The sequence below is a fragment of the Cytobacillus kochii genome, assembly GCF_044790165.1.
Lineage (GTDB): Bacteria > Bacillota > Bacilli > Bacillales > Cytobacillaceae > Cytobacillus > Cytobacillus kochii.
Genome location: NZ_CP085254.1, coordinates 2,498,972 through 2,525,306 on the forward strand (window position 1 = coordinate 2,498,972; position 26,335 = coordinate 2,525,306).

The 26,335-nt window shown below is 35.6% G+C and carries 27 protein-coding genes; 6 read left to right on the forward strand and 21 right to left on the reverse strand.

The window, feature by feature from the left end; genetic code table 11:
* Nucleotides 1-43: 43 nt before the first annotated feature.
* The 10 genes from LG276_RS12910 to LG276_RS12955 form a co-directional block, all read right to left on the reverse strand.
* Complete coding sequence (locus LG276_RS12910; RefSeq protein WP_373370907.1) at nt 44-823, reverse strand: divergent polysaccharide deacetylase family protein; 780 nt, start codon at nt 821-823, stop codon at nt 44-46.
* A gap of 56 nt (nt 824-879) precedes the next feature.
* Nucleotides 880-1,959 (reverse strand): hypothetical protein, encoded by a 1,080-nt coding sequence (locus LG276_RS12915; RefSeq protein ID WP_224936627.1) that lies wholly within the window; start codon nt 1,957-1,959, stop codon nt 880-882.
* A 91-nt stretch (nt 1,960-2,050) separates the two neighbouring features.
* A complete protein-coding gene (gene menC / locus LG276_RS12920; RefSeq protein WP_281202874.1) occupies nt 2,051-3,157 on the reverse strand; it encodes an o-succinylbenzoate synthase in 1,107 nt (368 codons plus the stop codon).
* Nucleotides 3,154-3,990 (reverse strand): GNAT family N-acetyltransferase, encoded by an 837-nt coding sequence (locus LG276_RS12925; protein WP_251161704.1) that lies wholly within the window; start codon nt 3,988-3,990, stop codon nt 3,154-3,156. Before LG276_RS12925 ends, menC begins: the two co-directional genes overlap by 4 nt.
* Before the next feature lie 3 nt (nt 3,991-3,993).
* The gene (locus LG276_RS12930) at nt 3,994-5,130 is read right to left on the reverse strand and encodes a M20 peptidase aminoacylase family protein (RefSeq protein WP_251161705.1); all 1,137 of its coding nucleotides are present in this window, start codon (nt 5,128-5,130) and stop codon (nt 3,994-3,996) included.
* A 12-nt stretch (nt 5,131-5,142) separates the two neighbouring features.
* A complete protein-coding gene (locus LG276_RS12935; protein ID WP_251161706.1) occupies nt 5,143-5,988 on the reverse strand; it encodes a MurR/RpiR family transcriptional regulator in 846 nt (281 codons plus the stop codon).
* A gap of 396 nt (nt 5,989-6,384) precedes the next feature.
* On the reverse strand, nt 6,385-7,461 hold the full coding sequence (locus tag LG276_RS12940; RefSeq protein WP_251161707.1) for a PotD/PotF family extracellular solute-binding protein: 1,077 nt from the start codon (nt 7,459-7,461) through the stop codon (nt 6,385-6,387).
* Nucleotides 7,458-8,258: an ABC transporter permease gene (locus LG276_RS12945; RefSeq protein WP_224936633.1), complete on the reverse strand. Its 801-nt coding sequence runs from the start codon at nt 8,256-8,258 to the stop codon at nt 7,458-7,460. Before LG276_RS12945 ends, LG276_RS12940 begins: the two co-directional genes overlap by 4 nt.
* Nucleotides 8,255-9,061 (reverse strand): ABC transporter permease, encoded by an 807-nt coding sequence (locus LG276_RS12950; RefSeq protein WP_251161708.1) that lies wholly within the window; start codon nt 9,059-9,061, stop codon nt 8,255-8,257. Before LG276_RS12950 ends, LG276_RS12945 begins: the two co-directional genes overlap by 4 nt.
* Entirely contained in the window at nt 9,051-10,157 is a 1,107-nt protein-coding gene (locus tag LG276_RS12955; RefSeq protein ID WP_224936634.1) for an ABC transporter ATP-binding protein, read from the reverse strand. Before LG276_RS12955 ends, LG276_RS12950 begins: the two co-directional genes overlap by 11 nt.
* Nucleotides 10,158-10,310: 153 nt before the next feature.
* On the opposite strand from LG276_RS12955, the gene LG276_RS12960 reads away from it, so the two are divergent.
* Together LG276_RS12960 and LG276_RS12965 are read left to right on the forward strand one after the other, a co-directional pair.
* Nucleotides 10,311-11,387, forward strand: a complete 1,077-nt coding sequence (locus LG276_RS12960) for an endospore germination permease (protein ID WP_251161709.1) — start codon at nt 10,311-10,313, stop codon at nt 11,385-11,387.
* Between the two features lie 5 nt (nt 11,388-11,392).
* Nucleotides 11,393-12,841, forward strand: coding sequence for a spore germination protein (locus LG276_RS12965; protein WP_251161710.1), 1,449 nt, complete (start codon nt 11,393-11,395; stop codon nt 12,839-12,841).
* A gap of 300 nt (nt 12,842-13,141) precedes the next feature.
* Here the strand turns inward: LG276_RS12965 and LG276_RS12970 are convergent, their stop codons facing one another.
* On the reverse strand, nt 13,142-14,269 hold the full coding sequence (locus LG276_RS12970; protein WP_251161711.1) for a metallophosphoesterase: 1,128 nt from the start codon (nt 14,267-14,269) through the stop codon (nt 13,142-13,144).
* 234 nt (nt 14,270-14,503) lie between these two features.
* Here LG276_RS12970 and LG276_RS12975 point away from each other — a divergent pair, with 234 nt between their 5' ends.
* Both LG276_RS12975 and LG276_RS12980 read left to right on the forward strand, forming a co-directional pair.
* Nucleotides 14,504-14,818, forward strand: a complete 315-nt coding sequence (locus LG276_RS12975; protein WP_224936638.1) for a hypothetical protein — start codon at nt 14,504-14,506, stop codon at nt 14,816-14,818.
* A 43-nt stretch (nt 14,819-14,861) separates the two neighbouring features.
* Nucleotides 14,862-15,881: an AI-2E family transporter gene (locus tag LG276_RS12980; RefSeq protein ID WP_224936639.1), complete on the forward strand. Its 1,020-nt coding sequence runs from the start codon at nt 14,862-14,864 to the stop codon at nt 15,879-15,881.
* A gap of 59 nt (nt 15,882-15,940) precedes the next feature.
* Here LG276_RS12980 and LG276_RS12985 read toward each other — a convergent pair whose 3' ends face one another.
* From LG276_RS12985 to LG276_RS13015, 7 genes are all read right to left on the reverse strand, one after another.
* Nucleotides 15,941-16,792, reverse strand: coding sequence for an IS3 family transposase (locus LG276_RS12985; protein WP_373370910.1), 852 nt, complete (start codon nt 16,790-16,792; stop codon nt 15,941-15,943).
* The gene (locus LG276_RS12990) at nt 16,789-17,118 is read right to left on the reverse strand and encodes a transposase (protein ID WP_251161713.1); all 330 of its coding nucleotides are present in this window, start codon (nt 17,116-17,118) and stop codon (nt 16,789-16,791) included. The genes LG276_RS12985 and LG276_RS12990 overlap by 4 nt, the downstream gene beginning before the upstream one ends.
* 311 nt (nt 17,119-17,429) lie before the next feature.
* Nucleotides 17,430-17,978, reverse strand: a complete 549-nt coding sequence (sipW, locus tag LG276_RS12995) for a signal peptidase I SipW (protein ID WP_251161714.1) — start codon at nt 17,976-17,978, stop codon at nt 17,430-17,432.
* Nucleotides 17,979-18,407, reverse strand: coding sequence for a hypothetical protein (locus LG276_RS13000; protein ID WP_251161715.1), 429 nt, complete (start codon nt 18,405-18,407; stop codon nt 17,979-17,981).
* Between the two features lie 67 nt (nt 18,408-18,474).
* On the reverse strand, nt 18,475-20,058 hold the full coding sequence (locus tag LG276_RS13005; protein ID WP_251161716.1) for a M4 family metallopeptidase: 1,584 nt from the start codon (nt 20,056-20,058) through the stop codon (nt 18,475-18,477).
* A gap of 36 nt (nt 20,059-20,094) precedes the next feature.
* A complete protein-coding gene (locus LG276_RS13010; protein ID WP_224938334.1) occupies nt 20,095-20,685 on the reverse strand; it encodes a CalY family protein in 591 nt (196 codons plus the stop codon).
* 443 nt (nt 20,686-21,128) lie between these two features.
* Entirely contained in the window at nt 21,129-22,088 is a 960-nt protein-coding gene (locus LG276_RS13015) for an MBL fold metallo-hydrolase (RefSeq protein WP_251161717.1), read from the reverse strand.
* Nucleotides 22,089-22,275: 187 nt separating this feature from the next.
* On the opposite strand from LG276_RS13015, the gene LG276_RS13020 reads away from it, so the two are divergent.
* Nucleotides 22,276-22,905, forward strand: a complete 630-nt coding sequence (locus LG276_RS13020) for a metalloregulator ArsR/SmtB family transcription factor (RefSeq protein ID WP_224938336.1) — start codon at nt 22,276-22,278, stop codon at nt 22,903-22,905.
* Nucleotides 22,906-23,334: 429 nt separating this feature from the next.
* Here LG276_RS13020 and LG276_RS13025 read toward each other — a convergent pair whose 3' ends face one another.
* The gene (locus LG276_RS13025; RefSeq protein ID WP_251161718.1) at nt 23,335-23,946 is read right to left on the reverse strand and encodes a superoxide dismutase; all 612 of its coding nucleotides are present in this window, start codon (nt 23,944-23,946) and stop codon (nt 23,335-23,337) included.
* A 420-nt stretch (nt 23,947-24,366) separates the two neighbouring features.
* On the opposite strand from LG276_RS13025, the gene LG276_RS13030 reads away from it, so the two are divergent.
* The gene (locus tag LG276_RS13030; RefSeq protein ID WP_251161719.1) at nt 24,367-24,984 is read left to right on the forward strand and encodes an NUDIX hydrolase; all 618 of its coding nucleotides are present in this window, start codon (nt 24,367-24,369) and stop codon (nt 24,982-24,984) included.
* Nucleotides 24,985-25,029: 45 nt separating this feature from the next.
* On the opposite strand, the gene LG276_RS13035 is transcribed toward LG276_RS13030, so the two are convergent.
* Both LG276_RS13035 and LG276_RS13040 read right to left on the reverse strand, forming a co-directional pair.
* Nucleotides 25,030-25,992, reverse strand: a complete 963-nt coding sequence (locus LG276_RS13035; RefSeq protein ID WP_224938338.1) for a rhodanese-related sulfurtransferase — start codon at nt 25,990-25,992, stop codon at nt 25,030-25,032.
* 13 nt (nt 25,993-26,005) lie between these two features.
* Nucleotides 26,006-26,269, reverse strand: coding sequence for a DUF1450 domain-containing protein (locus tag LG276_RS13040; protein ID WP_191814296.1), 264 nt, complete (start codon nt 26,267-26,269; stop codon nt 26,006-26,008).
* Nucleotides 26,270-26,335 lie beyond the last annotated feature (66 nt).

The window sequence follows — 26,335 nt, forward strand, 5'->3', positions numbered from 1 at the left end:
TATCTTCTCATAAGTTAGTTCTTAACTTCTCGGAACCATTCTATTAACGAAGCCATTCACTTCCTTCAATCTGTTCAGATAAAGGAATGATATGAGCATTTTCTTTCAAATGCTCAATATGGCGATTTAATACGGTAACCATCATTGGTCCCGAAACACCAACATGGCCTATCGCAATTAGGCGGTTTTCAGTTTTAAGTCTATTCTCCAGTCTCTGAGTTTGTTTTTCAATATGACTGACGGAATATGTGTCATCAAAAAAAAGATTGTTCTCTAGATAAGGTAAGTGTAGCTCTTCTGCTATTTCTGGTATGACACTCTTGCCAGTGGTTTTACTATCAAGATAATATAAGCCCCTTTCAGCACAAACCTCTAGCACAATTTGCATAATTCTTTTATCTTCAGTGATTTTCGACCCCATATGATGATTCATCCCAACAGCATGTGGTACATTCTCAATTGCCTCCTCTACCCTTTTGCGAATTTCTTCATCACTCAGATCAGCAGTAATCGCTCCTGGACCTAACCAACTTTTTTTCCCTACTTTGGGCTCCATCGGCATATGAACGATTACTTCATGACCTTTTTCAATGGCTGCATTGGCATCTGCAGTTGTTGAAGGCATAAACGGCATAATCGCAACAGTTAACTTTGCCTGTAAATTAAGAATATCTTCTGTTCCATTCATATGGTTACCTAAATCATCAATCACAATTGATAAAGATGGCTTCCCCCCTTCATCAACTTGTGCGAAACTGTCTTTACTCATCAATGGAAATAACATGATATGAACTAGCAAACTTATGAACAATAATCGTTTCATCTCATCACTCCTCAAAGTTAAATTTCCCATAACTTCGAAGAAAATTGCATTCGTTTTTATAAAGCTGATTTTTTTTCTACTTGCGTGTAGGACGTTTTTCTATTTCGAACCCACGCGATGATTACAGCAGCAATAAGAACTAAACCTAAATAGCCAGTAATCGGATACAGGATACCAACTAAGTTAGTAAATCCAAAGAAACTAGAAACAAAAGATGTTAAACTAATGGCAAGAACTGCCCATTTAAAATGTTTGCTTTCTCTTTTCACTATCCTTGAAGTAAAGCTATAAATCATTCCAACGGCAGTGTTATAAATCATTCCTAAAAGAATAATTGTCATCAACACACCAACGATTGGAGAGATTTCATTTGCTAGAAAGAGCATCGGAATATCGAGTGTTGCCACATCCCCTATTCTTGTGAACATTCCGACATTAATGAGTATTAGCATAAGACCAAGACCCAAACCACCAAGAACTCCGCCCCAACCTGCTTGTTTCGCGTTTTTAGTAGTGCCACCCATAACAGCTAGCATTGCCACTCCACATGTAATGTTATAGGAAACATAAAGTACTGCACCTAGTAACCAATGTGGTGCTGCTGGACTACCTTCTTGAGCTACGTGACTCAATTGTGAGAAGTTTGCATCAGCTGTAAATAGAGCATACGCTGAAATAATCATAACAAGCATGAGAAGAAAAGGAGTGATACTACCGATTATAGTCATGACTCGATTCACGTTTACAAAACAAGTCAACACGGTTAACAGCACCATGATTAAACTTCCTATTTGACTCGCAATACCAAATTGTTGTTCTAATGTTGAACCTGCACCTGCAAACATAATGGTTGCCACACCGAATAAAAAGAAAGTAATAATAAAATCCACTACTCTCCCTATATATTTTCCACAAATATAGTGAACAACATCTTTGTGTGATTCTGTTTGTAGCCTACTACCTATTTGCGTAATATTCATACCGAGAATAATGAATAAAAACGTAGCGACTATTGTACCAATAAAACCTAACCAGCCAAAATTAGTGAAGAATTGCAATACCTCTTGTCCAGATGCAAAACCAGCTCCAATGATTGTACCAATATAAGCACCTGCTATTTGTATGATTTTTCTCATAAAACCTCATCCTTATATTTGAATTTTCTGATATTTCATTAATAATGAAAGCAGCTGCCTATATACACACAGCTGGCTTTCTTATTAGACATTATTGATACGTTTTTTCCATTATTGTATATTTTTCAATGACCGCTAAATCCGGGGCGTAACCTATTCCGGCGTTTTCAGGTACGGTAATATATCCATCTTCAACAACAACCTCAGGTGTTATAATATCCTTTTCCCAATATCTTGAGGAACCTGCAGTGTCACCAGGCATAATAAAATTGGCTAAAGTAGTTAAAGCAACATTATGAGCTCTTCCAACGCCTGACTCTAACATTCCTCCACACCAAACAGCAATACCTTGTTCTTGACAATAGTCATGGATTTTCTTTGCTTCTGTTAAGCCGCCTACTCGTCCAATTTTGATATTAATGATTTTGCAACTACCCAACTCCACAGCTTTTCGCGTATCCTCTAACGAATGGATGCTTTCATCTAGACAAATCGGCGTTTTCATTTCAGCTTGAAGTTTAGCATGATCAACAATATCATCCGAAGCTAAAGGTTGCTCAATCATCATTAAATTGAACTCATCTAATTGTTTAAGATGCTGAATGTCTGATAAACGATAAGCAGAGTTTGCATCAGCCATTAGGAGAATGTCAGGAAACTTCTCTCTTACTTGTCTCATCACATCTATGTCCCAGCCCGGCTTAATTTTTACTTTCATTCTTTTATAGCCTTCATTTACATAGCCCTCAATTAATTGCAGTAAATCTTCTACAGATTTCTGTATGCCGATACTGATACCTACTTCAATCTTCTTCTTTTCTCCACCAAGTGCCTTAGCCAAAGTGATTTGATTTCTTTTTGCATATAGATCCCAAACAGCGCCTTCTATTGTAGACTTGGCCATATTGTTTTTTCTTATAGAAGAAAAGATTTCATTTACTTCAGCTGGATGAGTCATTTCTTTATTTAATAATGCTGGAATGAGAAAATCCTCAAGCATATGCCAATTCGTTTTAAAGGTTTCTTCATTATACCAAGGCACCTCAAAAGCAACAGATTCTCCCCAACCAGTATTACCTAATTCATCAGTTGCTTCTAATAAGATAAACTCTTTATCTTGAAAAGATCCAAAGCTAGTGGCAAAAGGTGCTTTCATTGTCATTTTTAGATGGCGTAACTTTACTTCCTTTAATTTCATTGATCTCTTCTCCTCACATCTAATTGTAATTTTTGTCTTTTGATAGTGATGATATAACTTACATGATTATTTTTTTGGACATCATACGCGGTGTACCCATGCTGAAATAATTGCTGAAATATCCTTCTTGTCACCTCTCGCCATTCCTTTGCTAGTGAAGGATTATGTTTTTTAATTTCCATAAACTCCGCTGGAATGGGAACAGCAATACTCATTTCATTATAATCAATGGTTTGTAAAGTTTGTTCCATATCGCTTATCGCAGGAAAATCGTTTCGATTGAAAACTTCAAATGGATAGATCGGTGTCACATCATAGTTAAGTTGTTGTTTGACATGTGAACTGCTGATTCGCCATTCTATGTTGAAACGATCGCTTGGTAAGCCTTTATTAATTCCATCTACCATTTCACCATAACAATTCACAAGATAATCATTACAAATACCATTTAGTTTTGATAAATTCAAGTAAGCATTCCTGCTTTGTAAAGGATCAAATGTCCAACGAATCAGATTGTACCCCATTTCCTCAGCAGCTTCCCTCTGTGCAACTTTTAGTAGAGCACCAATTCCTTTATCACGATAGCTTTGATGGATACCGAGCATATGAGAACAAAGAAACGCTTCTCCATTTGCATAACCAGGAAATCCATAGCTAAATCCAATCAATTCATTTTCATCAAATGCGCCTAGCATGAGGCCACCATTTTTTATTGCTGTTGCTGTTTGGTGGATAGGAATGGGATCCATTCCCCATACGTCTCGCTCTAACTTTTGGATTGATTCCATTTCTTCTATCGTGGTCAATTTTTTTATCGCTAAGCCAGCGAGCATAGGTTACGCACCTTCTTTTTCTAACGTATTTAAGACTGTTTTGACAAGAATTTCAATACCCGTAAATATCGCTTCATGGTTAAAATTCATTTTAGGATGATGTAACCCAGGAGTTAATCCACAACCAAGTCCGAGCATCGTTGCCTTCAATTCAGGTCTTTTCAAAGTATAAAAATGAAAATCTTCTCCTCCAGATGTGATAATTGGTGGAACCATTTTTTCTTTACCGATTGTTTCAACAATTGCCTGACCCATTATTTGCACTGCATCAGTATCTACTTGTGCTGCAGCAATATCAGCCGTTGTTTTATAATGAATTTCTACCTCGTGAAGAGAAGAAATGTGAGCAAAAATTGCTTCTACTTTAGTTGCTAATTGTTGCATCACTTCATTTGTTTGCGCTCTTAAATCTAAACTGAAATGTGCTTTACCTGGGATAATATTACTTGAGTCACCCCCGGCTTGGAACTTCGTCATTTTAACTGAATGTGGGACCATTGGATCTAATTTGACACGATTCAATTCTTGAACAATCGCTGCACCTATTTCAATCGCGCTTTGCCCGAGGTGAGGTCTCGCTCCATGGGCATCTTCACCAATGATTTCTCCAGTAACGAACCGTCCAGCTCCGTGCATAATTGCTGGTGAACATTGACCATCTCTCAACTCCTGTATCGGCCTTACATGGACACCGTATAAATAATTCAAATCGTCTATTAATCCCTCTTCAATAAACTTTAATGCCCCGGTACCTTTTTCTTCTGCTGGTTGGAATAGAAATTTAACCCTACCTTTTTTCTGAGCATTCAAACGATGCAGCACAAGTAATGTACCAATCGCCATGGTCATATGTGCATCATGCCCACACGAATGATTGGCCTGCATTACTCCATCAACTTCCTGCCACAATGCATCTATATCAGTTCTAACGCCAATGGCTTTTTCACCGCTACCTATTTCGGCAATAAGTCCTGTCGTTTTAGGCAAGGTTTGAAACAGGATCCCTTCTTTTTTTAAGACTTCAGCAATAAATGTTGTCGTTTTTGTTTCTTGCCAACTGATTTCCGGGTTTTGATGGAGATGATTAAATATGTTTGTTAATTTTGGCTTTAGTGCTTCAAGTTCCTGCAATTCTTTCACCTCTTTAATCTGTTAACTAGATTCAAAATAATCATGGAATACTTTATCGTAGTAATCCTTTTCTTCTTTAAATGACTCTTTATTCTCTGTCATCATTGCCGCAATCAACGCATTCAAGAATGAAAAAAGCACTGGTGTAGAATCAAGTGTAGGTTTCCTCCCTGAAAATAGTGGAATGAGAATGTCGACATTGTTTTTTAATGGAGATAGTGGCGTGTCAGTAATGCCAACGACTTTGGCATTTCGACTTTTTGCTTGCTTGGTAAAATCAGTAGTGCTTTTCACATAACGATGAAAGCTGATTGAAACCACTACTGAAGTTTCATCCATCGAATGGAGAATCTTCAATAAATCATCGGACTCTGTTCGAATAAGATGGACATCATCCTTCATAAGCCCTAATGTAAATGCTAACCAGCTTGCAGCAGCAAATGATGTTCTTGCACCAATAATATAAACCTTTTGGGCTGATTTTAATTGCTCAATAGTCAAATCAAATTTTGCTTCATCTATTGTCTGAATGGCTTGGGTGATTCGCTCTGCATCCATGTTCATCACTTTTTCAAGAAAATGTGGTTCGCCAACAAATGGTTGCTTCATTTGAATATAAGAATCCAAGCTGCTTTTATCATGAAATAATTGCTCACGCACTTCTTTTTGTAATTGCGTATATCCTGATAATCCTATTCGATAACAAAAACGGATCACAGTGGTTTCGCTCACACCTGCTTTTTTACCTAATTCACTTGCAGACAATACGGCTATATCTTGATAATGGTCTAGTAAATAACTTGCTAATTTCTGCTGTGTTTTCGATAGTTTTTCATAACTCCCTGTAATAACTTCTTTCAGATTCACCTGAACACCTACCTCAAAATGAAGTCTGTACTTTTTATGCAATATATTAGAAGTTTTAACTTCTTGTTTATAGTAAATTATCACAATTTTTCAGTTATTTCAATGCTTTATAGAGAAAAAGTTTCAGCTGCAATATATTATTTAGAGTAGTTCTTATTTTTTATCCAAGCATGACTATCTCCCACGTTCGTTACCCTTCCGATAAATTTAACGGCTCACCCTTTTTAAATGCCACCATTGTTATCATCAAAAAAATCATAAAGTACGAACAGCATTTATTGCCTATAAGCATTTCATTGTACTCTTCCATTAAAAAAGCGGACAAATTCCACCATTGAAATTTGTCCGCTTTGCGGCTGCTCTGACGATCTTTTCTGTTCTTCTTTATTTTATTGTTTATTTACGATGCATTTTAAATTCAAGAAACAGTTCGTTATAATAAGCAAGCATTTGTTTACCTAAGTTCTCGTATACTTCTAACTTAGCTGTTTGCTCTTCATCCGGATAGAAACGCTCATCACTCGTTGTTTCCTCATCCATATGAGGAAGAGCTGCTTTATTCGGTGTTGAGTAACCTACATATTCAGCGTTTTGCGCAGCAACTTTCGGATCTAGCATAAAATTAATAAATTGATGAGCCGCTTCTTTATTTTTTGTTGTCTTTGGGATGACCATGTTGTCAAACCAAAGATTCGATCCTTCTTCAGGAACCGTATATTCCAGTGATTCATTTTCCCACATCGCATCTTGGGCAGTTCCAGACCATAAAACAGCAACGGCCGCTTCATTATTTTGCATTAATAATTTAATTTCATCACCAACGATGGCTTTAATATTTGGTGTTAATGTATCCAGTTTATTCTTCGCTTCCAGTAATCTTGCTTTATCTGTTTCGTTTAATGAATACTCGAGACTATTCAGTCCAAAACCTATGACCTCTCTCGCTCCATCAACGAGTAATACATCATTTTTCAAGCTTGGATGCCAAAGATCGTCCCATTGTTTAAAATCAATTTCATCACTTACTTTATCAGGATGATAGAGAATACCTACTGTTCCCCAAAAATAAGGAATAGAATATTCATTGTTCTCATCAAAAGCTAAATTAAGAAAACGTGGATCAATATTTTTCAAATTCGGCAGTTGTGCATGATCAATGGGGAGAAGTAAATCTTCCTGTTTCATTTTATCAATCATGTATTCTGAAGGTACCGCTATATCGTATGAAGTCCCACCTTGCTCGATTTTTGTTAACATGGCTTCATTTGAATCAAAGGTTTCGTATATTACTTTGATACCTGTTTCATCTTCAAATTGGTCTAATAATTCAGGGTCTATATAGTCTCCCCAGTTATAGACAGTAATCGTGTTCTCGCCTGTATATCCTTGTGCAGTATTTAAGCGGTGAACGATATACAACAAGACAAAAGAAACAATTAATACAAGTGACAAAGCACGTATGAGGTTTTTCATTTTCTAACCCCCATTCGACCTATCTTGCTCGTTTTCTTTGTTATAAAGTAATAACCAACAACTAAAAGCATGGTGAATAAAAATAACAATGCTGATAAGGCGTTAATACTTAGAGAAACCCCTTGTCTCGCCAACGCATAAATTTCTACAGAAAGAGTTGAGAATCCATTACCGGTCACAAAAAAGGTGACAGCAAAATCATCCAAAGAATAAGTAAGTGCCATGAAGAAACCAGCAAATATACCAGGGGTAATATAAGGTAATACAACCTTTGTTAACACATCTAATCGACTTGCACCTAAATCCAGTGCCGCATATATGATACTCGTACTCATTTCTTCTAACTTAGGTAATACCATTAGGACAACAATTGGTACACTAAAGGCAATATGTGCCAACAAGACGGAAATGAAGCCAAGCTTTATACCTATCATTGTGAAAAAAATGAGAAAAGATGCGCCGATAATGACATCTGGACTAACAATTAAAACATTATTTAACGACAATAAAGTATTTTTTGTTCTTCTTCTTCTTGCATAATAAATGGCCATAGCGCCAGCTACCCCTAAAACTGTTGATATTGCTGATGAAAGCAAGGCAACAATAATTGTATTTAATACTATAATGAGTAGCCTAGTGTCATTAAATATTTCTTTATACCAATCCAATGTAAACCCTTCAAAGTGATACATGTCACCGCCACTATTGAAAGAATAAAAAATCAAATAAAAAATCGGTGCATATAAAACCATAAAAACAATGATTAAATAAAGAGAGGACCATTTAAATTTCTTCATCTCATTTCGCCTCTCTTTCTTCTACCAGTAAGAAGCATAATGACAACCATAAAGATAATTAAGAAAACAGCAATGGTTGCCCCCATTCCCCAATCTTGTGTCACGAGAAAATGTTGCTCAATAGCTGTTCCCAATGTAATCACTCGATTTCCTGCGATTAACCTTGTCAGCATGAACAAAGATAAGGCAGGGATGAATACGATTTGACATCCAGCTTTCACCCCATCTAAAGTCAAAGGGAAAACGACACGAGAGAAGGTTCGCCAGCTTGAAGCACCTAAATCTTTCGAAGCATCAATAAAAGATGGGTTCAGTTCATCTAGTGCATTAAATATTGGTAAAATCATAAACGGTAAAAAGATATAAACAGAGACAAACACAAAACTAAAGTCTGTAAACAAAATTTGCTTTCCACCTACACCCATCACTTCAAGAAATTTATTCGCTGCTCCGTATGTACCAAAAATACCAATAAATGCATAAGCCTTTAATAATAAATTGATCCATGAAGGAACGATAATAAGGAGTAACCATAGTTGTTTATGCTTTGTTTTTGTTAATAAATAAGCAGTTGGATAAGCGATTAATAACGTGAAAAATGTAATTAAAAACGCGTACCAAAAGGAGCTAAGTGTCATTTTTAAATAAACTGGTGTAAAGAATTTTTGGTAATTCTCTAACGAAAATTCACCTTCTATATTAAAAAAAGAATAATAAACGACTAGGACGATTGGTGTGATGACAAAAAGAGCAATCCATAAAACATAAGGAATTAAATAATAATTACGAGATTTAGCTTTCATAACTTCCCTCTTCATATGCTTCAAGACGCTTATCGAATTCCTCTTCTGTTTCACCAAGACGCATGACATGTATGTCTTCTGGCTCAAAGTTGAGACCAATTTCACTTCCGACAATTGCTTTTTTTGTCGAGTGAACGAGCCACTCATTGCCATCTTCATCATAACAACTTATCTCATAATGTACGCCTCTAAATAATTGTGAGTCTACTTTCACCTTTAACTTACCTACATTAGGGCTAGTAATTTCTAAATCTTCTGGGCGAATGACAATTTCGACCGTTTCATTTTGATTTAAACCGCCATCGACACAATCGAATGTTTTGCCCGTAAACTGAACGACATAATCTTCAACCATTACACCTTCAACAATATTAGATTCACCGATAAAGTCGGCAACAAAACGGTTAATCGGCTCATCATAAATATCATTAGGCGTACCACTCTGTTCTATTTTACCGTTATTCAGAACAAAAATTTCATCAGACATCGCTAATGCCTCTTCTTGATCATGTGTCACAAAAATAAAAGTGATGCCTAAATTTCTTTGTAATTCTCGCAATTCATATTGCATTTCTGTTCGTAACTTTAAATCTAGTGCAGATAATGGTTCATCAAGAAGAATAAGCTCAGGTTCATTAACAATCGCTCGTGCAATCGCAACACGTTGCCTTTGCCCACCTGACATCTCTTTTATCTCTCTTTTTTCATATCCTTCTAAGTTCACAAATTTCAAAGCTTCTATCACTTTTTGGTTAATCATTTCAGATTTTAATTTTTTTATTCTAAGTCCAAATGCCACGTTTTCAAAGACATTTAAATGAGGAAAGAGTGCATAATCCTGAAAGACAGTATTCACTTGTCTTTTATTTGCAGGTACTTCGTTTACCTTTTTATTATTAAAATAAATATTACCTTTTGATGGCGAAATAAATCCGGCAATTAAGCGAAGTATGGTCGTTTTTCCGCATCCAGAAGGACCGAGCAAAGTATAGAATTTCCCACGCTCTATTTCAAATGAAACATCATTTAAGACAGCCGGGTCATTGTCATATTGCTTTGTTACGTTTTCAAAACGAATAATAGTTTGGTCTGACATTCCAATCTCCTTCTTCTATAAGATATTCCTTAGTAATTCTAGATTAAAAAAAACTGATAATCAATACACAATAATAAATATATATAGATATTTTTATCTGCGCATAATAATTGGAATAGCTGAAACAATAAGGAAAAAAACAGGTGAGTAATTTTGAATCAAAAACTAAGCTTTATTAGCATTGCCTATATTATGATTCTCGGCATCGGCTTGTTTGCTCATGTTGAAATTATTCCTGCTGTATTGTCTACTTCTAGACGCGATACATGGATCAGTATGTTACTTGCCATTATTCCTTTGATTCTATTCACCCCTCTTATTTATAAAGTGGGACAAACAGTTAAAGGAACACCATTTATTCGAATTATTAGTGAACAATTAGGGAGATTCAAATTCTATATTTTATTCTTCCCTTTACTCCTATATTTAATAATTTCTGCCTTTGTCTCTACAAAAGAAATTATCTATTGGTCACAGTTAAGTTTCATGCAGAATTTCTCCAGTATGATCATTGGTGGTGTACTATTAATTGCCTGCTTCTATTGTAGTTTTTCCGGTGTAGAATCAATGGCCATTATTAGCCGCTTGTTACTACCAGTAGTCGTATTTTTAGGATTTTTTGTTTCTTTCGCCAATATGAAGAAAAAACATTATGAGTTGTTATTACCCATATTCCAAGAGGGTGTACTAGATATTCTAAAAGGGATGTTTTACACAAGCTTACCGATTATTGAGATTGCTTTTGTTTTATTTTTCCTACCCCATATGAAAGGAATGATTAAAATTAAACATTTAATCATTCTGGGTGTACTTATTATCGGATTAATGATTGGGCCGGCAATTGGAGCGATAGTGGAATTTGGTCCAAAATACGCTTCCGAATTTAGGTACCCAGCATTTGAAGAGTGGCGAATCATATCTATTGGAAGATATATTTCTCATACAGACTTTTTTGCTATTTTCCAATGGCTATCAGGTGCTACGATTCGAATTGGATTTTTTATCTACCTCACCTCTCAAATTCTTACGAAAGGGGAGAAAAACAGAACACCTATCTCTATCATCTTTATTTTGTTATTCATTGCAGTTGTTATGCCGTTAGACCAAGACCTATTTTATAATTTTGTTTTTCGTTATTTCTTACCCATATCAACGATTGTTCTACCTATTCAATTTATTATGGTTTCTATATATATCTTTAAGAATAAACAATTATTCCTAGGAGGTTAAAGAGCTTGTATGATCAATCCCTTTTTACAAAAGAAAAGTTAGCAGAAGTTTTTAATCATTCTGCAGATATACAGATCAAAAGCGTTCCTGTTCGGCATACTCCTAAGGGAGAGTTGATTATTATCTATTGTCGTCCCATTGTAAACATAAAGTTAGTCCACTCTCTTGTGCTTCCTTTTTTAATGGATGAGGATAATGACAATGAAAAACTTTATAACTACATACAAAGTGATTACAGTTTAAAAGCTAAATTAACAAAAGAAGAATTAATAAATCAAGTATTTTGTGGTAAATTAGCTGTGTTATCAAACTTCCGTGAACGTATTTATTATTATGATGTGAAAGATGAGCCCAATAGACAACCCGAAGAATCTGTTATTGAAGTATCAGTAACGGGACCAAAAGACGGCTTTATCGAAAATATTGACACTAACCTTGGACTTGTACGTAAAAGGTTAAAAACCCCCTCGTTCGTTAATGAAGAGTTTGTAATTGGGCGTCGGTCAAATACGAGGGTTGCACTTCTGTATATTAAAGATGTGATGAATGAACAAATAATTAACAATGTGCGAGAGAAACTAAATCACATTGATGTCGATATTTTGCAGAGTCGTGATGAATTAGAAGAGTTACTTGTGGAAAATAAATTCTCCCTACTACCACTTACAAATTTCTCAGGTCGGCCTGATTTTGTTGTTGAATCACTCAATCAAGGAAGATTTTCGATTATTATTGATGGTGCCCCGACTGTGATTATTGCCCCCATCAACTTAAGCTTCCTTGTTAAAACAGCCGAAGATAGTAATATTAGCTTTTATTACTCCTCAGTAGAACGAATGATACGATTACTAAGCTTATTCCTGACCGTTTTTTTACCTGGATTTTATACGGCACTCGTTACCCATAATGTTGGGCAATTACCTTTGCCGTTAATTGCCACTATTACAGTTGCAAAGATGGGTTTACCGTTTTCCACACTGCTGGAAATGTTTACAATTTTTATTATGTTTGAGTTATTTAAAGAAGCGGGTGCAAGACTGCCTAAAGGAATTGGACAAACAGTTGCTGTTATAGGGGGCTTAATCATTGGTGATGCAGCGATCAGAGCCGGTATAACCTCGCCGACGCTACTCATTGTTGTAGGAATTACAGCCATCGCAGGGTTTACTCTCGTCAATGCCAGTCTTACGGGTAATGTCTTTTTCTTGAGAATGGCTGTTTTATTAATTAGTTATGCTTTTGGAATTTTTGGTTTTATTCTTTCATTAATTTGTGTATTTATCCACTTATCTACACTCAAATCCTTTGGTATGCCTTTTTTAACCATAGCAAGGCAAAGAAAGTGGTCAGAAGAACTAAAAATGTTCATTACACTTCCTTTTAGCCTGCAGAAAAAGAGAAACCTATCTTACGGTGTTAAAGACAAAACACGAAAAAATAGTGACAATGATTAAAGAAGGTGTTCATTCACAAACATACTACTTGCCTGATTTTTAGTGGTTGCCAAAGTAGAGAAGTTCGGCTCCGCGCATACTTTTGAAATCGGGCCAGATTATCAAAGATTACAGTTTTTAAAATTAGCAAAATTAGGAAAAACTGCAACATTTGCGATTAATGCAGTAACTGTAGCGCCATCATTTATACAAAATGAGACTAAGAAAAAAGGAGTTTTAAACTCCCCAACTTTTAACTGAAATCCTTCATATATTCACTTTATTATATATTGATTTTTATTTACATTCTTCCGTTTACAATCAATGCGCGTGCCACTTGCGGAAACTCTTTAACTCATTATAGGGACCCTTCATTAATGCCTCTACTTGCTTATCTTTGGCGACATTAGGTACTTTTTTTCCTTTAACTTGCTTATAAATTGGGATTACAGAAGTAGCTCCTTCTTCAATAATCCATTGTTCTCCATCATAAGTTAACTCAAGTTCTATTCTTCCTAAATGATTTCCCCAATGCCCCGCTTGAACAATGAATGGTGTTGTCTGAGATTGAAGCCATTCATTCGGTTTTTCTGGGAAAATATTATGACTATGTCCAAATAGAATCACATCAATATTCTCAATTGATTTTAATTCATTGACACTATTCCCTTCTTGCTCCGCAAGGCCCTTATCCGCATTCACACCCACATGAGCCAAAGCTATGATGATATCTGCTCCTTTTGCTTTCATTTGGGGAATATACTGATTGGCCGTTTCAGTAATTGTCCTCATTTTTAACTTTTGCTTAAAGTAATTACTATTCCAATCGGCGACAATGGGGGTTAAAAAACCAATCACTCCAATTTTAATTGCACGTTCATCCCCATTTGCATCGACCAATGTCCGATCAAGAATCACATATGGGTTCATATATGAAACATCATCAAAGATGTTTTTCGTCATATCCTCATTGTATATATTGCTACTTACAATTGGAAAAGTCACATCTCTTAAGCTTTCTGTTAAAAAGCCGATACCATAATTGAATTCATGATTTCCGAGTGTCATGGCATCATACCGTAGTGTATTCATGACATGAATAACCGGGTGAGTTTGTCCTAAATGCATCAATCTTGTTTGAAATATATAATCTGCAAATGCATTTCCTTCTAAGATATCACCAGTATCAAATAACAGGACATTTTTGTTTTCATTACGTTCACTTTTAATTAAGGTTGCGGTTCTAACGAGTCCAAAATCGCTAACAGATTCGCCTTCATCGTTTTCATCCATCATATGACCATGCATATCTGTTGTTTGTAGAATCCGTAATTTTACTGGAGCTGCTGATGTGGCATAAGCGCTAGGAAATAGCGATAAACCCAAGAGCCATCCAATGATAGGAAGTATAAAGAAAACGACAGTTATCTTTCGCATATGACTTTTCATCATTTCACCTCAACACATTTGATGAATTCTTATTTTGTCATGACTTACTTAAAATCATTCGATGGAAAGTAGAATTGTCCTAAACCACTTTATTCCAATTAGTACATTTATGACACGTATTGTGCATATGTTAGAACAAGCTATTATATTTTTTTATCTAAAGAAAAATATATGAAATTAAAAAAAAGTAGGATAGAATAATAAATATAAGGAAATACTGAGAGGATGTAGGTTTTGTATAAGATATGTTTATCAATGATGTTCATTTGCTATATGTTCATTACGCCATTTTTAACTGAGGATATAAACGAGCATCGGTCTTTACATTATGATGATGATGTTCAAATAACGGCTACTTTTGCTACATTTAAAAGGCCTACAGAGATGGTTATACCAGAAGAAAATAATCCTATTGTACATAAAATCAATGATTTTGTTCGCTTAGAAGAACCCCATAGCATCATTCAGGAGAACCAACAATCAAAACAGGATCGATTTCAACTACCCGTCCAGTATCAATCCAGTTATTTATCTAATCTCCTTATATAAAAAGATGCTTTATTGTTGAAGATTTTATAGGGGGAATGTGAAAATGGAAAATTTCAAGAATTGGTTACAAAGTAGCGGGATTAAAAGAGTTATTATTTTTGCAATTCTCGTATTCGCTTTATTTTTAATGAGAAGTATGATTAATGTCATCCTTATTACGTTTATTATTTCCTTTCTAATGGACCGCTTAGTAAATCTTGTCTTGAAGAAAGTGAACATAAATCGAAAATTCACAGTAATCGGTCTTTACTTATTCATTATTGCGATATTTACTGTTGGAATCAGCAGATATTTACCAGTTATTATTTTTGAAATCTCGCAACTGATTGGACAAATGCAAAGTTTCTTTAGCCAAAAACATGACAATATTATCATGAACTATATTACAGAATTATATGAACGAAATGAAATATCATCTTATTTAGAACAAGGGGTAACCGTTCTACTTAAATACTTCTCTGATATAAGTTCATTTGGTATACAATTTTTGATTTCACTTATTTTAAGTATTTTCTTCGTTTTAGAGAAGCCGAAATTGATTGCCTTTACAAACAAATTCAAATATAGCAAAGTTGCACCATTTTATAATGAGATTGCTTACTTTGGTTCTAAGTTTGTTCAAACATTTGGCAAAGTAATTGAGGCACAATTTATTATTGCCCTTGTGAACTGTGCATTAACAACATTTGCACTATGGATAATGGATTTTCCCCATTTAATGGGATTATCTATTCTTATTTTCTTTTTAGGCTTAATACCAGTTGCGGGCGTGATTATATCATTGGTGCCATTAAGCTTAATCGGATATACGATTGGTGGATTCATGCTAGTCATTTATTTATTAGTCGTCATTATGATTATTCACGCAATCGAAGCATATATACTTAATCCAAAGCTAATGTCATCAAAAACCAATTTACCTGTCTTCTATACTTTTATCGTATTGATTTTCGGGGAACATTTCTTTGGCGTATGGGGACTTATTGTCGGTATACCAGTGTTCGTCTTCTTACTAGATGTATTAGATGTGAAAACGACAGGAAAAAAGTCGGTAAAAGTGTAAATATAAGATAAAAGCTGTGCATAATGGTCTTGCCCCTGTCAAGTAGACAACATAAAAAGCTAAGCAGTGAGCGCGTGTCGATATTCAATCGGCGCGCGTTTCTTTAGTTTCTTTTGTCTTCGTTTGTAATTGTAATGGTAAATGTAATCCTCAAGAGCTTGCTCTAGCTCTTCTTCTCCCTTACACTTACTTATATACAGCTTCTCGGTTTTGAGGTGTGAAAAGAATGATTCTATACAGGCATTGTCCAGGCAGTTTCCTTTGCGAGAGTGGCTGCCTTCGATGCCATAATCCTTTAATCGGTTGCTGTATATTTTTGACGTGTACTGGAAGCCTTGATCCGAATGGAGAACGGCTCCAGCCACGTCTTTTTTCTTTGTCCATTTCTCTACCGTTTTTAACACAAGTTCCAAATCATTTCTTTGGGCTAGCTCCCAACTTACTATTTCGTTATTAAAGAGATCCTGTATGACCGATAAATAATAATATTCTTCGCCAACAGACACAAATGTGATATCCGTTACCATTTTTTGATTAGGTCCTACCGCCTTGAACTTCCTTTTCAGACGGTTAGGAAAGAGGTTAGAAGGAATATGACCATGTCGTTTTCTCTTTTTTCGGATGACTGATTGGATGTTCATTGCCGCCATCAATCGGTAGACCTTTTTGTGATTAATTAAATACCCGTTTTCATTTAATTCGTCTGTAATACGGGGTCGTCCATATTCGGGATGCATGAAATGTATGCCCAAAATGTGCTCTCGAATCTCTTGTTCATCCCTAACTTTTTCTTCTCGTTTATGATTGTTTTTTCTCCATTTGTAGTAGCTTGCCGGTTTGATATAGGCAATCTCCAACAGCCAGGAGACCGGATAGGTAACCCTTAACTCATCCACCAATTCATATTTCATTCGTCTGGGGTTTTCTCCTCCTTTACCAGATTTGGATACTGCTTTTTTAGAAATTCAACTTGTGCTTTCAAATAATCCCTTTCCTCTTCAACCGACTTAAATTTAGTCCTAGGCCTGCCTTTTAAAGGATTAGAAACTCCTTTACGCTCATCAAACGGGGCTCCTTCTTTCCATTTCTTAACCCACACTTTAAGCTGGCTACAGTGACGGATTCCCAGTTCCTCTGCCAATGCTTTATAACTTTTAGACCCATTCACATATTTCATGACGGCATTATGTTTAAACTCTTCCGAATAACTATTAAAAGTTTGTCCTTTCTTTGCCATAGAAAAATCCCCTCCAAGTAGTATTCTTTCCTTCATGGTAACATGAAGGTTTTTTTGAATGTCTACTTAAAGGGGACATTAACATAAAGCACGGCTTTTATTCTTCATTTTTCTCCTGAAGCTTTTAGCTGTGAATGACGGCATTATCGTTAAATCAGTTGAATTTGTACACCCCCGATTAATGAGGGGTACCCCTTCATTTATATTACCTCCGCACGAATCATTACTTTAAAATAAACTCAAGGGCTAGTAACAATCGATGAGAAATATAAAAAAGAAACCTCCTAAGTAGTTGTTCTCGTGAGGTTTCCTTATTGTTGATTTTGAATGGACTTTAAACCCGTTATAATTAAGAATAAAGCATATATAAGTAAGAAAACACCTGGAACAATTAATAATAACGCGCTTCCCTCCCTAGACTGTGCGAATTGTGTAAAATAGCCTGCGTAAGGAATAGTAAAGCCGGTATACTTAGCTGTTACATTGTCGGAAAGTACGAGATCTTTATCAATTGTATTATTATTATCTCCTTTTGTTTCATACATCGTGTGCACGCCACTATGGATAACCTTATGAATACGATGGGTAACAGGCATGCCTTCTTCACTTTGAAAAGTGATAATATCTTGCTTTTGTAAAGATTGCTTTTCATCCTGCTCTAGTGGTTTTACGGCAATAACTGCACCTGTTTGAAACGTGGGTTCCATAGAACCAGATAACACAGACTTTAATTGGTACCCTAAAATTGTTGGTTCCCCGCCTGATGCTTTAGCAGCAACAACAACAACCGCTAACACGATAACTATAACCATTAAGAAAACCGTCAAAGCCGTACTAAACCAATTAAGTACCTTTCTCATTTATTCAACTTCCTCTTCTTCAAGTGTTTGTTCAATTTCGTCATCAGAAGATGGATTTTCGTTACTAACTTCCTCTTCTTCCAGTTCTTCTTGGTTATGTTCAACATCGACGTTTTTTTCTTCTTCTTCAGTACTTTCGTTTTGCTCCTCCTGCTGTTGCTTATCTTCTTTTGCCATCTTTTCATCCTCTTGCTTTTCTATCTCTTGGTCATTTTCCTCTTCATGCTCATTTTCTGTCTCTCGTTTTTTTTCACTATTGCTTACTTCTTCATTAGATGACCAGACTTTACTCTCTACATTTACATCAACGGAGGTTGAATATGTATAACTTGCTTTTGTTTGCCCTATTAAAACTGAATGGAAAGTCAAAATGAGAGAATAGATAGACAGAACAGAGAGTAATAAAATGATTTTTCCATTGCGCTTCATGTTATATCCCCTTTTCTTTCAAGGGCTGGGGAACGATGATTATTTCCCCAGCATATTTATGTTTTAATTATTGAACGCCAACAGCGTTATAAGCTTGTTCAACTGCCGTAACTGCCGCTGAATCCTCACCATAGAGATCTTCTGCAGCATCGATGGCAGCTTGTCTCATCATGGCAAATGTTGAATTTGGTGTTAAATAAACCGATAAGGCCCGATAAAAAATTTGTTCCGTTTTCTCTCGGCCAACACCAGTTACTTCCACTCCGTAATGCTCTCCCCCTTCAGAGACAAGGTAAGCAGCTTTATTATTAATACTACTATTAATATGGACACCACCATTATCGAGAGAACCTGTATACCTTCTATCCCAATGATCTGGATAAGGTTGTTGTGTTCTATTCTCAATTAAACTAGCTGGGTCTTCCATAGAGCGTAATCCAATCGCCCCATTCGCCATAATATCTTCACCGATAATCCAATCATCTCGATCGACCATTGCTCCGAAAATATCAGCAAATGATTCATTCAACGCACCTGATTCATTGCGGTAAATTAACCCTGCTGTATGTTGAATGACACCGTGAGACATTTCATGTGCAGCCACATCAAGACCACCAGCTAGCGGATGAAATCTAATACCATCACCATCTCCATAAGACATATATACACCATTCCAAGAAGCATTGTTCCAATTATCCCCAACATGTACACGGGAGAGTAATCTTTGCCCTTGATCATCTACAGAGTTGCGATCAAAGGTTTTTTGGTAGTAGTCGTATGTCTTTTGAGAATTGGCATGAGCATCAACTGCAGCACCATCGGTAAATAACTTACTTCTACTAACAATATCTTCATTAATATTATTATCATAATCGTATGTAATGACCCCATCACCTCTTGTTTGGTCATACATCTTAAACAAACCATCAATGTAAGATGCCTTAAACATTTGTTTATCTCCGAATACACCATAACCAAATGCCGTTATTTCATTTGCTGCATTAAAGGAATCAATAATCTGCCCAGTCTCTAAATTTACAAAGTAATGCCAATACCCTACTTCCGGAGAGGTGGTGGAAGCTTTCACAAGATAAACAGGATAATAGTTATCATTAAACTTGTAAATGTATTTTTCTGCTGTTATTTCACTATCATATTGGTTTACTTCGCCAATTGATGCTTCTATTCCTGCTGTTGCAATGGAAATAGCCTTTTTTTCACTTATTTGGTCGGTTGTAGCTTTTAGGTCAATATCGATGTCTGAAACGACTTCACCATAAAAAGTAACTTTATCAGTATCTTTTCTAATATTAAAAGTTTGTTCTGCTCCATATATAGGAATACCTTTATATAATTGTTGCAAACGATAGTGATGAAAGTTTTCATTTTTAATAAATTCATAATCTTTTATTGTGAAATTTTCGCTCATTTGTTTATTAGATAAATTGAATTGCTTACTTTTAGAAAGTAGATAGCTTTCAAGTATTTGTTTAGGCTCAACAGTCTCACTTACCTTCATATGCTCAGTAAGCTGAGATGATTCGCTATACAGTTTGGTTTGTGATTCATTTGCATAAACTTGCCCTTGAATAGGACTCGCTAGCATCCCTAAAATGAATGCTGTTGATAATACTTTCGTTTTTATCGACATGCAAAAACGCCTCCCCATTGCTTATTTTCATTTACTCTACTTCTCCTCACCAGCTGTTTGTGAAGCATTAAATACCCATTCTAGATCTAACTGATCCCCTTGGAATTGGTTTTGATCTTCACCGTTTTCAACAAATTCGAATTGTACCCATATCTCATTTGTTTCTCCTGGAGCTAGGCCACTATTCTGTTTCCATAAAGGATCCCATAGGTCTCTTTGAACAATATCAGGGTCCATATTCTTTAATTCATACAAAGTTGTCTCGAAAATAGGTTCTGACTCTTTCTCCCAATTCCACAAAAAGTTTACACGAATATGTTTGCCGAAATCTTCTGTATTATCAGATAATTCATCCGATACTTGGTAATTTGTGAGCAGGTGAACGGATTCAATTGGCAACGAACCACTATTACTTAAAACAAGCTCTCTCGTGACTGTGTCACCCGGTTTGATGTTCTCAACTTGAAACACAACCTCAGGATTAATTGATAAGTCTAGTGTGCCAGCAGCAAATACATGATTCGTCGTTACTTCATCGGAAAAATAGGCAAATGTTCCTCCTCCAACCAGAGCCAATCCAAGTGCTGCTGACATCATCCCAGATGCAAGCTTTCTTTTCACTCCCATAGTAAATCTGCTCCTTTCAACCCTTTATTTAGACTTTTCTTCATTTGCTTAGTCTTATAAGAAAAGCTTACGTCAAACATAAAGGAATCAATGGTTGGAATTAAGTTTCCTATGCCCTATTTAAATATAGTCATATTCCTTCATTTTTCACATTTTTAGTAAAAATGAGGTATTTATTACCATTATTTTAGGCGGAAAAAGTGATTTTTCAAGCTTACTATTAGCAACCCAATCATATGCAAAGCTTGTTATCCCCTTTGCCCGTCTCCTACCTATTGTATATAGGTATTTGTCTAATCCACTATGCAGTTACGATATTAATCTATCATTGACAGAGAGAGTTGTATATGGAGTTATTTAATATTAAGAGAACAGAGCTAAAGGGGGATTGGACCTCATCAAATGTTCCATATGAGAAAATCCATTTCCCCTATAAAAACTTTCTACTTAATGTGCTTAACGGTTTTATACCGCCAAACTCCATTTTCCATTCCCTTCTCTACTTTGTTCTTTTCTTCCAAATAATCTAAGTGACCAATTACCTCTGACATAACAAGGCTGAACTGCGTATAATATTTGTCCGGGTAAAAATACCGGGCAATTTCACTCGCTGTTTTTTCTGCTTCAGAAACATAGGATAGGAATTTTTCAGCTTTTCTTTCTATCCCTTTCAACCTTTTATGTATAAGTAGATGTGGATTCGTTATTTGTTCACCATTCCCACTATAACAATAGTCAATATCATAGGTTAAACATTTTTGCAGTGACTCCACATACTCAAGGACCGTCTTTCTTCTTTCACCATTCATATAAGGTTCAATTAAAGCATTACTTGATATATGGGCGATAAGGTGGTCTCCACCTAACATCACATTGTTTCTTTCATCTATTAAAGCGATATGATCAGGAGCATGTCCTGGTGTTTCAATTACTTTTCTATTAATAATATAATCATTTTCACTTAACGTTCTATAATCAGCATGCAATCCCTCGTTTTGTTTTTCTATGACGATATTCTTGAGCTGCTGTACTCTTTTTTCACCTTCCTTGCCACAACCCATTTCACGATATAATATTTCATAAAAGGAAATTCTTTTTTCAAAAAATGACTTTTCCCTCTTTAACCGAGGAATCGCTTCAGCATGAACATAAACGGGGATGTTGTGTTTTTCAATAATTCTAGTAATCAAGCCTGTATGATCCTCGTGTGAATGGGTAAGGATGATTTCATTGATATCCTCTAACAGAAATTGATGGCGCTGTAATAGTTGAAGAAATTGCTGCCAACATGCTTCATGATTAATTCCAGCATCTATTAAAGTTAATCCTTTACTACCTTCTACAAGAAAAAAATTAAAAGAACGCAAATCACTTTTTGTCGGTATGGTTATTGGATAAATCATTTTATTCCCCCTACTAAACTATTTATCTCAAATGTTTGAATGAGCACTCAATCGAAATGTCTTATTTCTCTAAAAATTCCGCTGGCAATGATTATCTCTTAAGTTTTTTTATACAATATAGTATAATAAGTATGATTGTCAAACCGGCCATTGCCACGCGAATATTGACTATACTTGAGGTGATAGAATGGAATTTCATGCTGAATCAACAAAAGATAAAGTGTTATTTTTATTAAAAAAAGAGTCTTCCATGTCTGTCAACGACCTTAAGGAGCGCCTGAATATTAGCCATATGGCGGTGAGAAAACATTTAACCGGATTAGAGAATAGCGGTTTAATCGCGTCCAAAGAAACGAAACAAGCCTTAGGTAGACCGACTCAGTTCTACTATTTAACAAGTAAAGGCGAACATTATTTTCCAAAAAATTATGAAGGTCTATCACTTGAATTTCTCTTTGATATTGAAGAATTGTATGGCAGTGAAGCGATTGAAAACTTATTTATTAAACGAGAAAAGCGACTAGTGGAAGAGTACGAACATAGATTACAAGAACAAGCCCCTGATATGAAAATGCAAACATTATTAAACATACAAAATGAAAAAGGCTATATGGCAAACTTGTTGAAAACAGGAACAGACGAATATGAGCTTACAGAATTTAATTGTCCCATTCTTTCCATTGCCCAATCGTATAAAACAGCTTGTCATTGTGAAACCCAATTGTTCAAGCAAGCATTAAACACAAATCAAGTCCATCGTGTAAGATGCAAAACAGAAGGCCATGATCATTGCCAATTTAAAATTAAATTTAATTGATTCAACTATTACTTGCTAGAGTAATAGTTTTTCTTTTATATTCACCAAGTTTCGATTTCTAGGCTTTACTTTTAACTTAGTTTCTTTTATGTATTTATCTTTTATTGTGATACATCCCTATAAGAACAACAGTGTACATTTATCACTTTTTAAGCCCTTCAATATCCCTCATATTTTGCAATTATTTGTATATTCCCTTTACTTACATTTACACAATATGGAATAATTTTTCTGTTTGTCCACTCCTCTTATCTGTTTTCATAGGTGTTTTATGCATATTTTTTATTTGCTATTCTTTTTCTATATTCCTCAGGTGTTTGGTGTTTTTGGTATTTACTTTTACATCAGTAAATTCTTAACTATTTCTTCCCTCTCATTTTGCATATAAAAAAGACCCAAATTCAAATTTTGGGTCCCTGATCAACATCCTTATTTTGATGCTGCGAATAATTTGTTTACTTCATCCCAATTCACAACATTGAAGAATGCTTGAACATAATCTGGGCGTTTGTTTTGATATTTTAAGTAGTAAGCATGCTCCCAAACATCAAGACCAAGGATTGGTGTTTTACCTTCCATTACTGGGCTATCTTGGTTTGGTGTGCTTGTAATAGATAATTGACCATTTTCAGATACTAACCATGCCCAACCAGAACCGAAGCGTCCAGCTGCAGCTTTAGCGAATTGGTCTTTGAATGCATCATAGCTACCAAAAGCTTCTTCAATTGCACCAGCAACGTCACCAGTTGGTGCACCGCCACCGTTTGGAGAAAGAAGTGTCCAGAACAAGCTGTGGTTTGCATGTCCGCCACCGTTATTACGTACAGCTGTACGAATAACTTCAGGAACAGCGTCTAAGTTAGCAATTAGTTCTTCAATAGATTTGCTAGCTAACTCGTCATGTCCTTCTAATGCAGCATTTAAGTTGTTTACATATGTTGCATGGTGACGATCATGGTGGATTTCCATTGTTTGCGCATCGATATGTGGTTCAAGCGCATCATTTGCATAAGGTAATGCTGGTAATTCGTGTTTAGCCATTTTGAATTCCTCCTAATATGTAAAATCTATTTACACTCTATATTTTAGAATACCTTATCTACTTTTTCAACTAATAAGTATAAAAAGTAGCTAGAAAATAAAACTTCCTATTCCTACCTTCTTTTGTTAAAATTGGTATAAAATGAGTATGAGGATGATTTTATGAAAGCAGTCCTCCTTTGATTTCGATGGTACGTTAGCCAAAACATTAAATTTTTAACGCTGCGTTAAACAAGATGTTTAACAATTTAATGAGCATACACTTTCTCATCATGAATGCCTATCAATGTTAGGACCATCAGAAACAGGGATTTCTGAAAACATCTAAAGCTTACCAAACGACGGAGTTTCGATCACAAGCAAATATCGAATTGGATGATTAACTAACATGGTGTAAAGGTTATCAAAGGGGATGAGATAATGAGCGACCAGTGGTTAACATGGGCGAGGAAAATCCAAGCGATTGCACAATCTGGCTTAGCCTTTTCGAAAGATATCTATGATATTGAAAGGTATGAGCAGTTAAAAGAACTGAGTGCTGAGATCATAGGTGAGTACTCAGGACAATCAACAGACGAAATTGTGGCCGTATTAAGTAATGAATCTGGCTATCAAACACCGAAAATTGACGTACGAGGCGTTGTTTTCAGGAAAAACAAAATATTACTAGTGAAAGAAAATGTTGATAACAAATGGTCCTTACCAGGTGGTTTTTGTGATGTTGGCTTATCTGCAAGTGAGAATGTTATAAAAGAAATTCAAGAAGAATCAGGTTTTATTTGTGTTGCGAAGAAGCTCATTGCCTTGTTGGATATGAATAAGCACCCGCATCCCAAACAAATCTTCCATTATTATAAAATATTTATTTTATGTGAGATTACGGGCGGACAAGCTACCTGCGGAATAGAAACCGAAGCGATTGATTTTTTTCCTGAAAACAACTTACCTCCACTATCCCTTAATCGAAATACGGAAGAACAAATCAAAATGGCATTTGGCTACCTTAAAGATCCTCATACATTCCCCATCATCGATTAATCAAAGAAAAAAGCCCATTCCCATTTTTGGTTATGAGCCTTTTTCTTATGCGTCAATTGTTATCTTCTGTAATCGCTCTTGCCACTCTTCATCTGTTAAACCCTTTTCTTTCACGTATAAATTATCAGGATGTGTGCGGCACTCATCCGAACAGCTCCGTAAATATTTATGTTCGTTTTCTTCTGTCGTCATAAAACGTTTATCACATTCAGGATTAGCACAATTAACATAACGTTCACAAGATTCACCAGTGAAATAGTCTTTTCCGACAATGGTATGTTCTTTCTGATTAATTGGCACACTGATTCTTTCATCAAATACATAACATTGACCGTCCCATAGTTCTCCTTGAACTTCTGGGTCCTTACCATATGTGACAATGCCACCATGTAGCTGATTCACATCTTCAAAACCTTCTCTTACTAACCAACCAGAGAATTTTTCACAACGTATGCCACCTGTACAATATGTTAAAATCTTCTTCCCAGAAAGTTGGTCTTTATGTTCACGTATCCAATCAGGTAAATCACGAAATGCTTCAACATCCGGTCTAATCGCCCCTCTAAAGTGGCCGATATCATATTCATAATCGTTTCTTGCATCAATAACAACAGTATCCTCTGCTTGCATTGCTTCAAAGAATGCTTTTGGCTCTAAATATTTGCCTGTGATCTCATTAGGATTGAGATCATCCTCAAGTTTTAATGTCACTATTTCTTTACGAGGTCTGACATGCATTTTCTTGAATGCATGTCCATTCGTTTCATCAATTTTAAAGACCATATCACTGAAGCGGTTGTCGTTTTTCATCATATCTATATACGCATTTGTTTGTTCTACTGTGCCTGAAACCGTACCGTTTATACCTTCTTTGGCAACAAGGATTCTTCCTTTTAATCCGAGCTCACGACATGCTTTTAAATGATGTTTACTAAAGGCTTCAGGGTGTTCGATTGTTACATATTTATAATAGAGTAAGACGCGGTATTGATTATTTTCTTCTGTCATTTCTTCCACCTGCTTATTTCTGTTCTTTCATTTGCGATAATAGTTCACTGGGTGTTTCACATTGTATAAACTCGCCATTAACTATTGCATATGGACTTTTCTTGCATTGCTTACAATGTGATTGGCATTCATATTGTTTGTAAGATACCTCTTTACTAGAAAGAAAAGGGCCAAAAAGTGCAAAGTCTTCATCAGTATAAAAACGATCGAGGTTCTTTTCACAAAATTCTATCGTAACTTGTTCTTTTTTTGAAAAAATTTTATTAAATAATCCCATTTACAACATCCTTTTTTAGATGTCTATTTCCTATTTATCCGTAGAATACTATACCATGCTTTGACA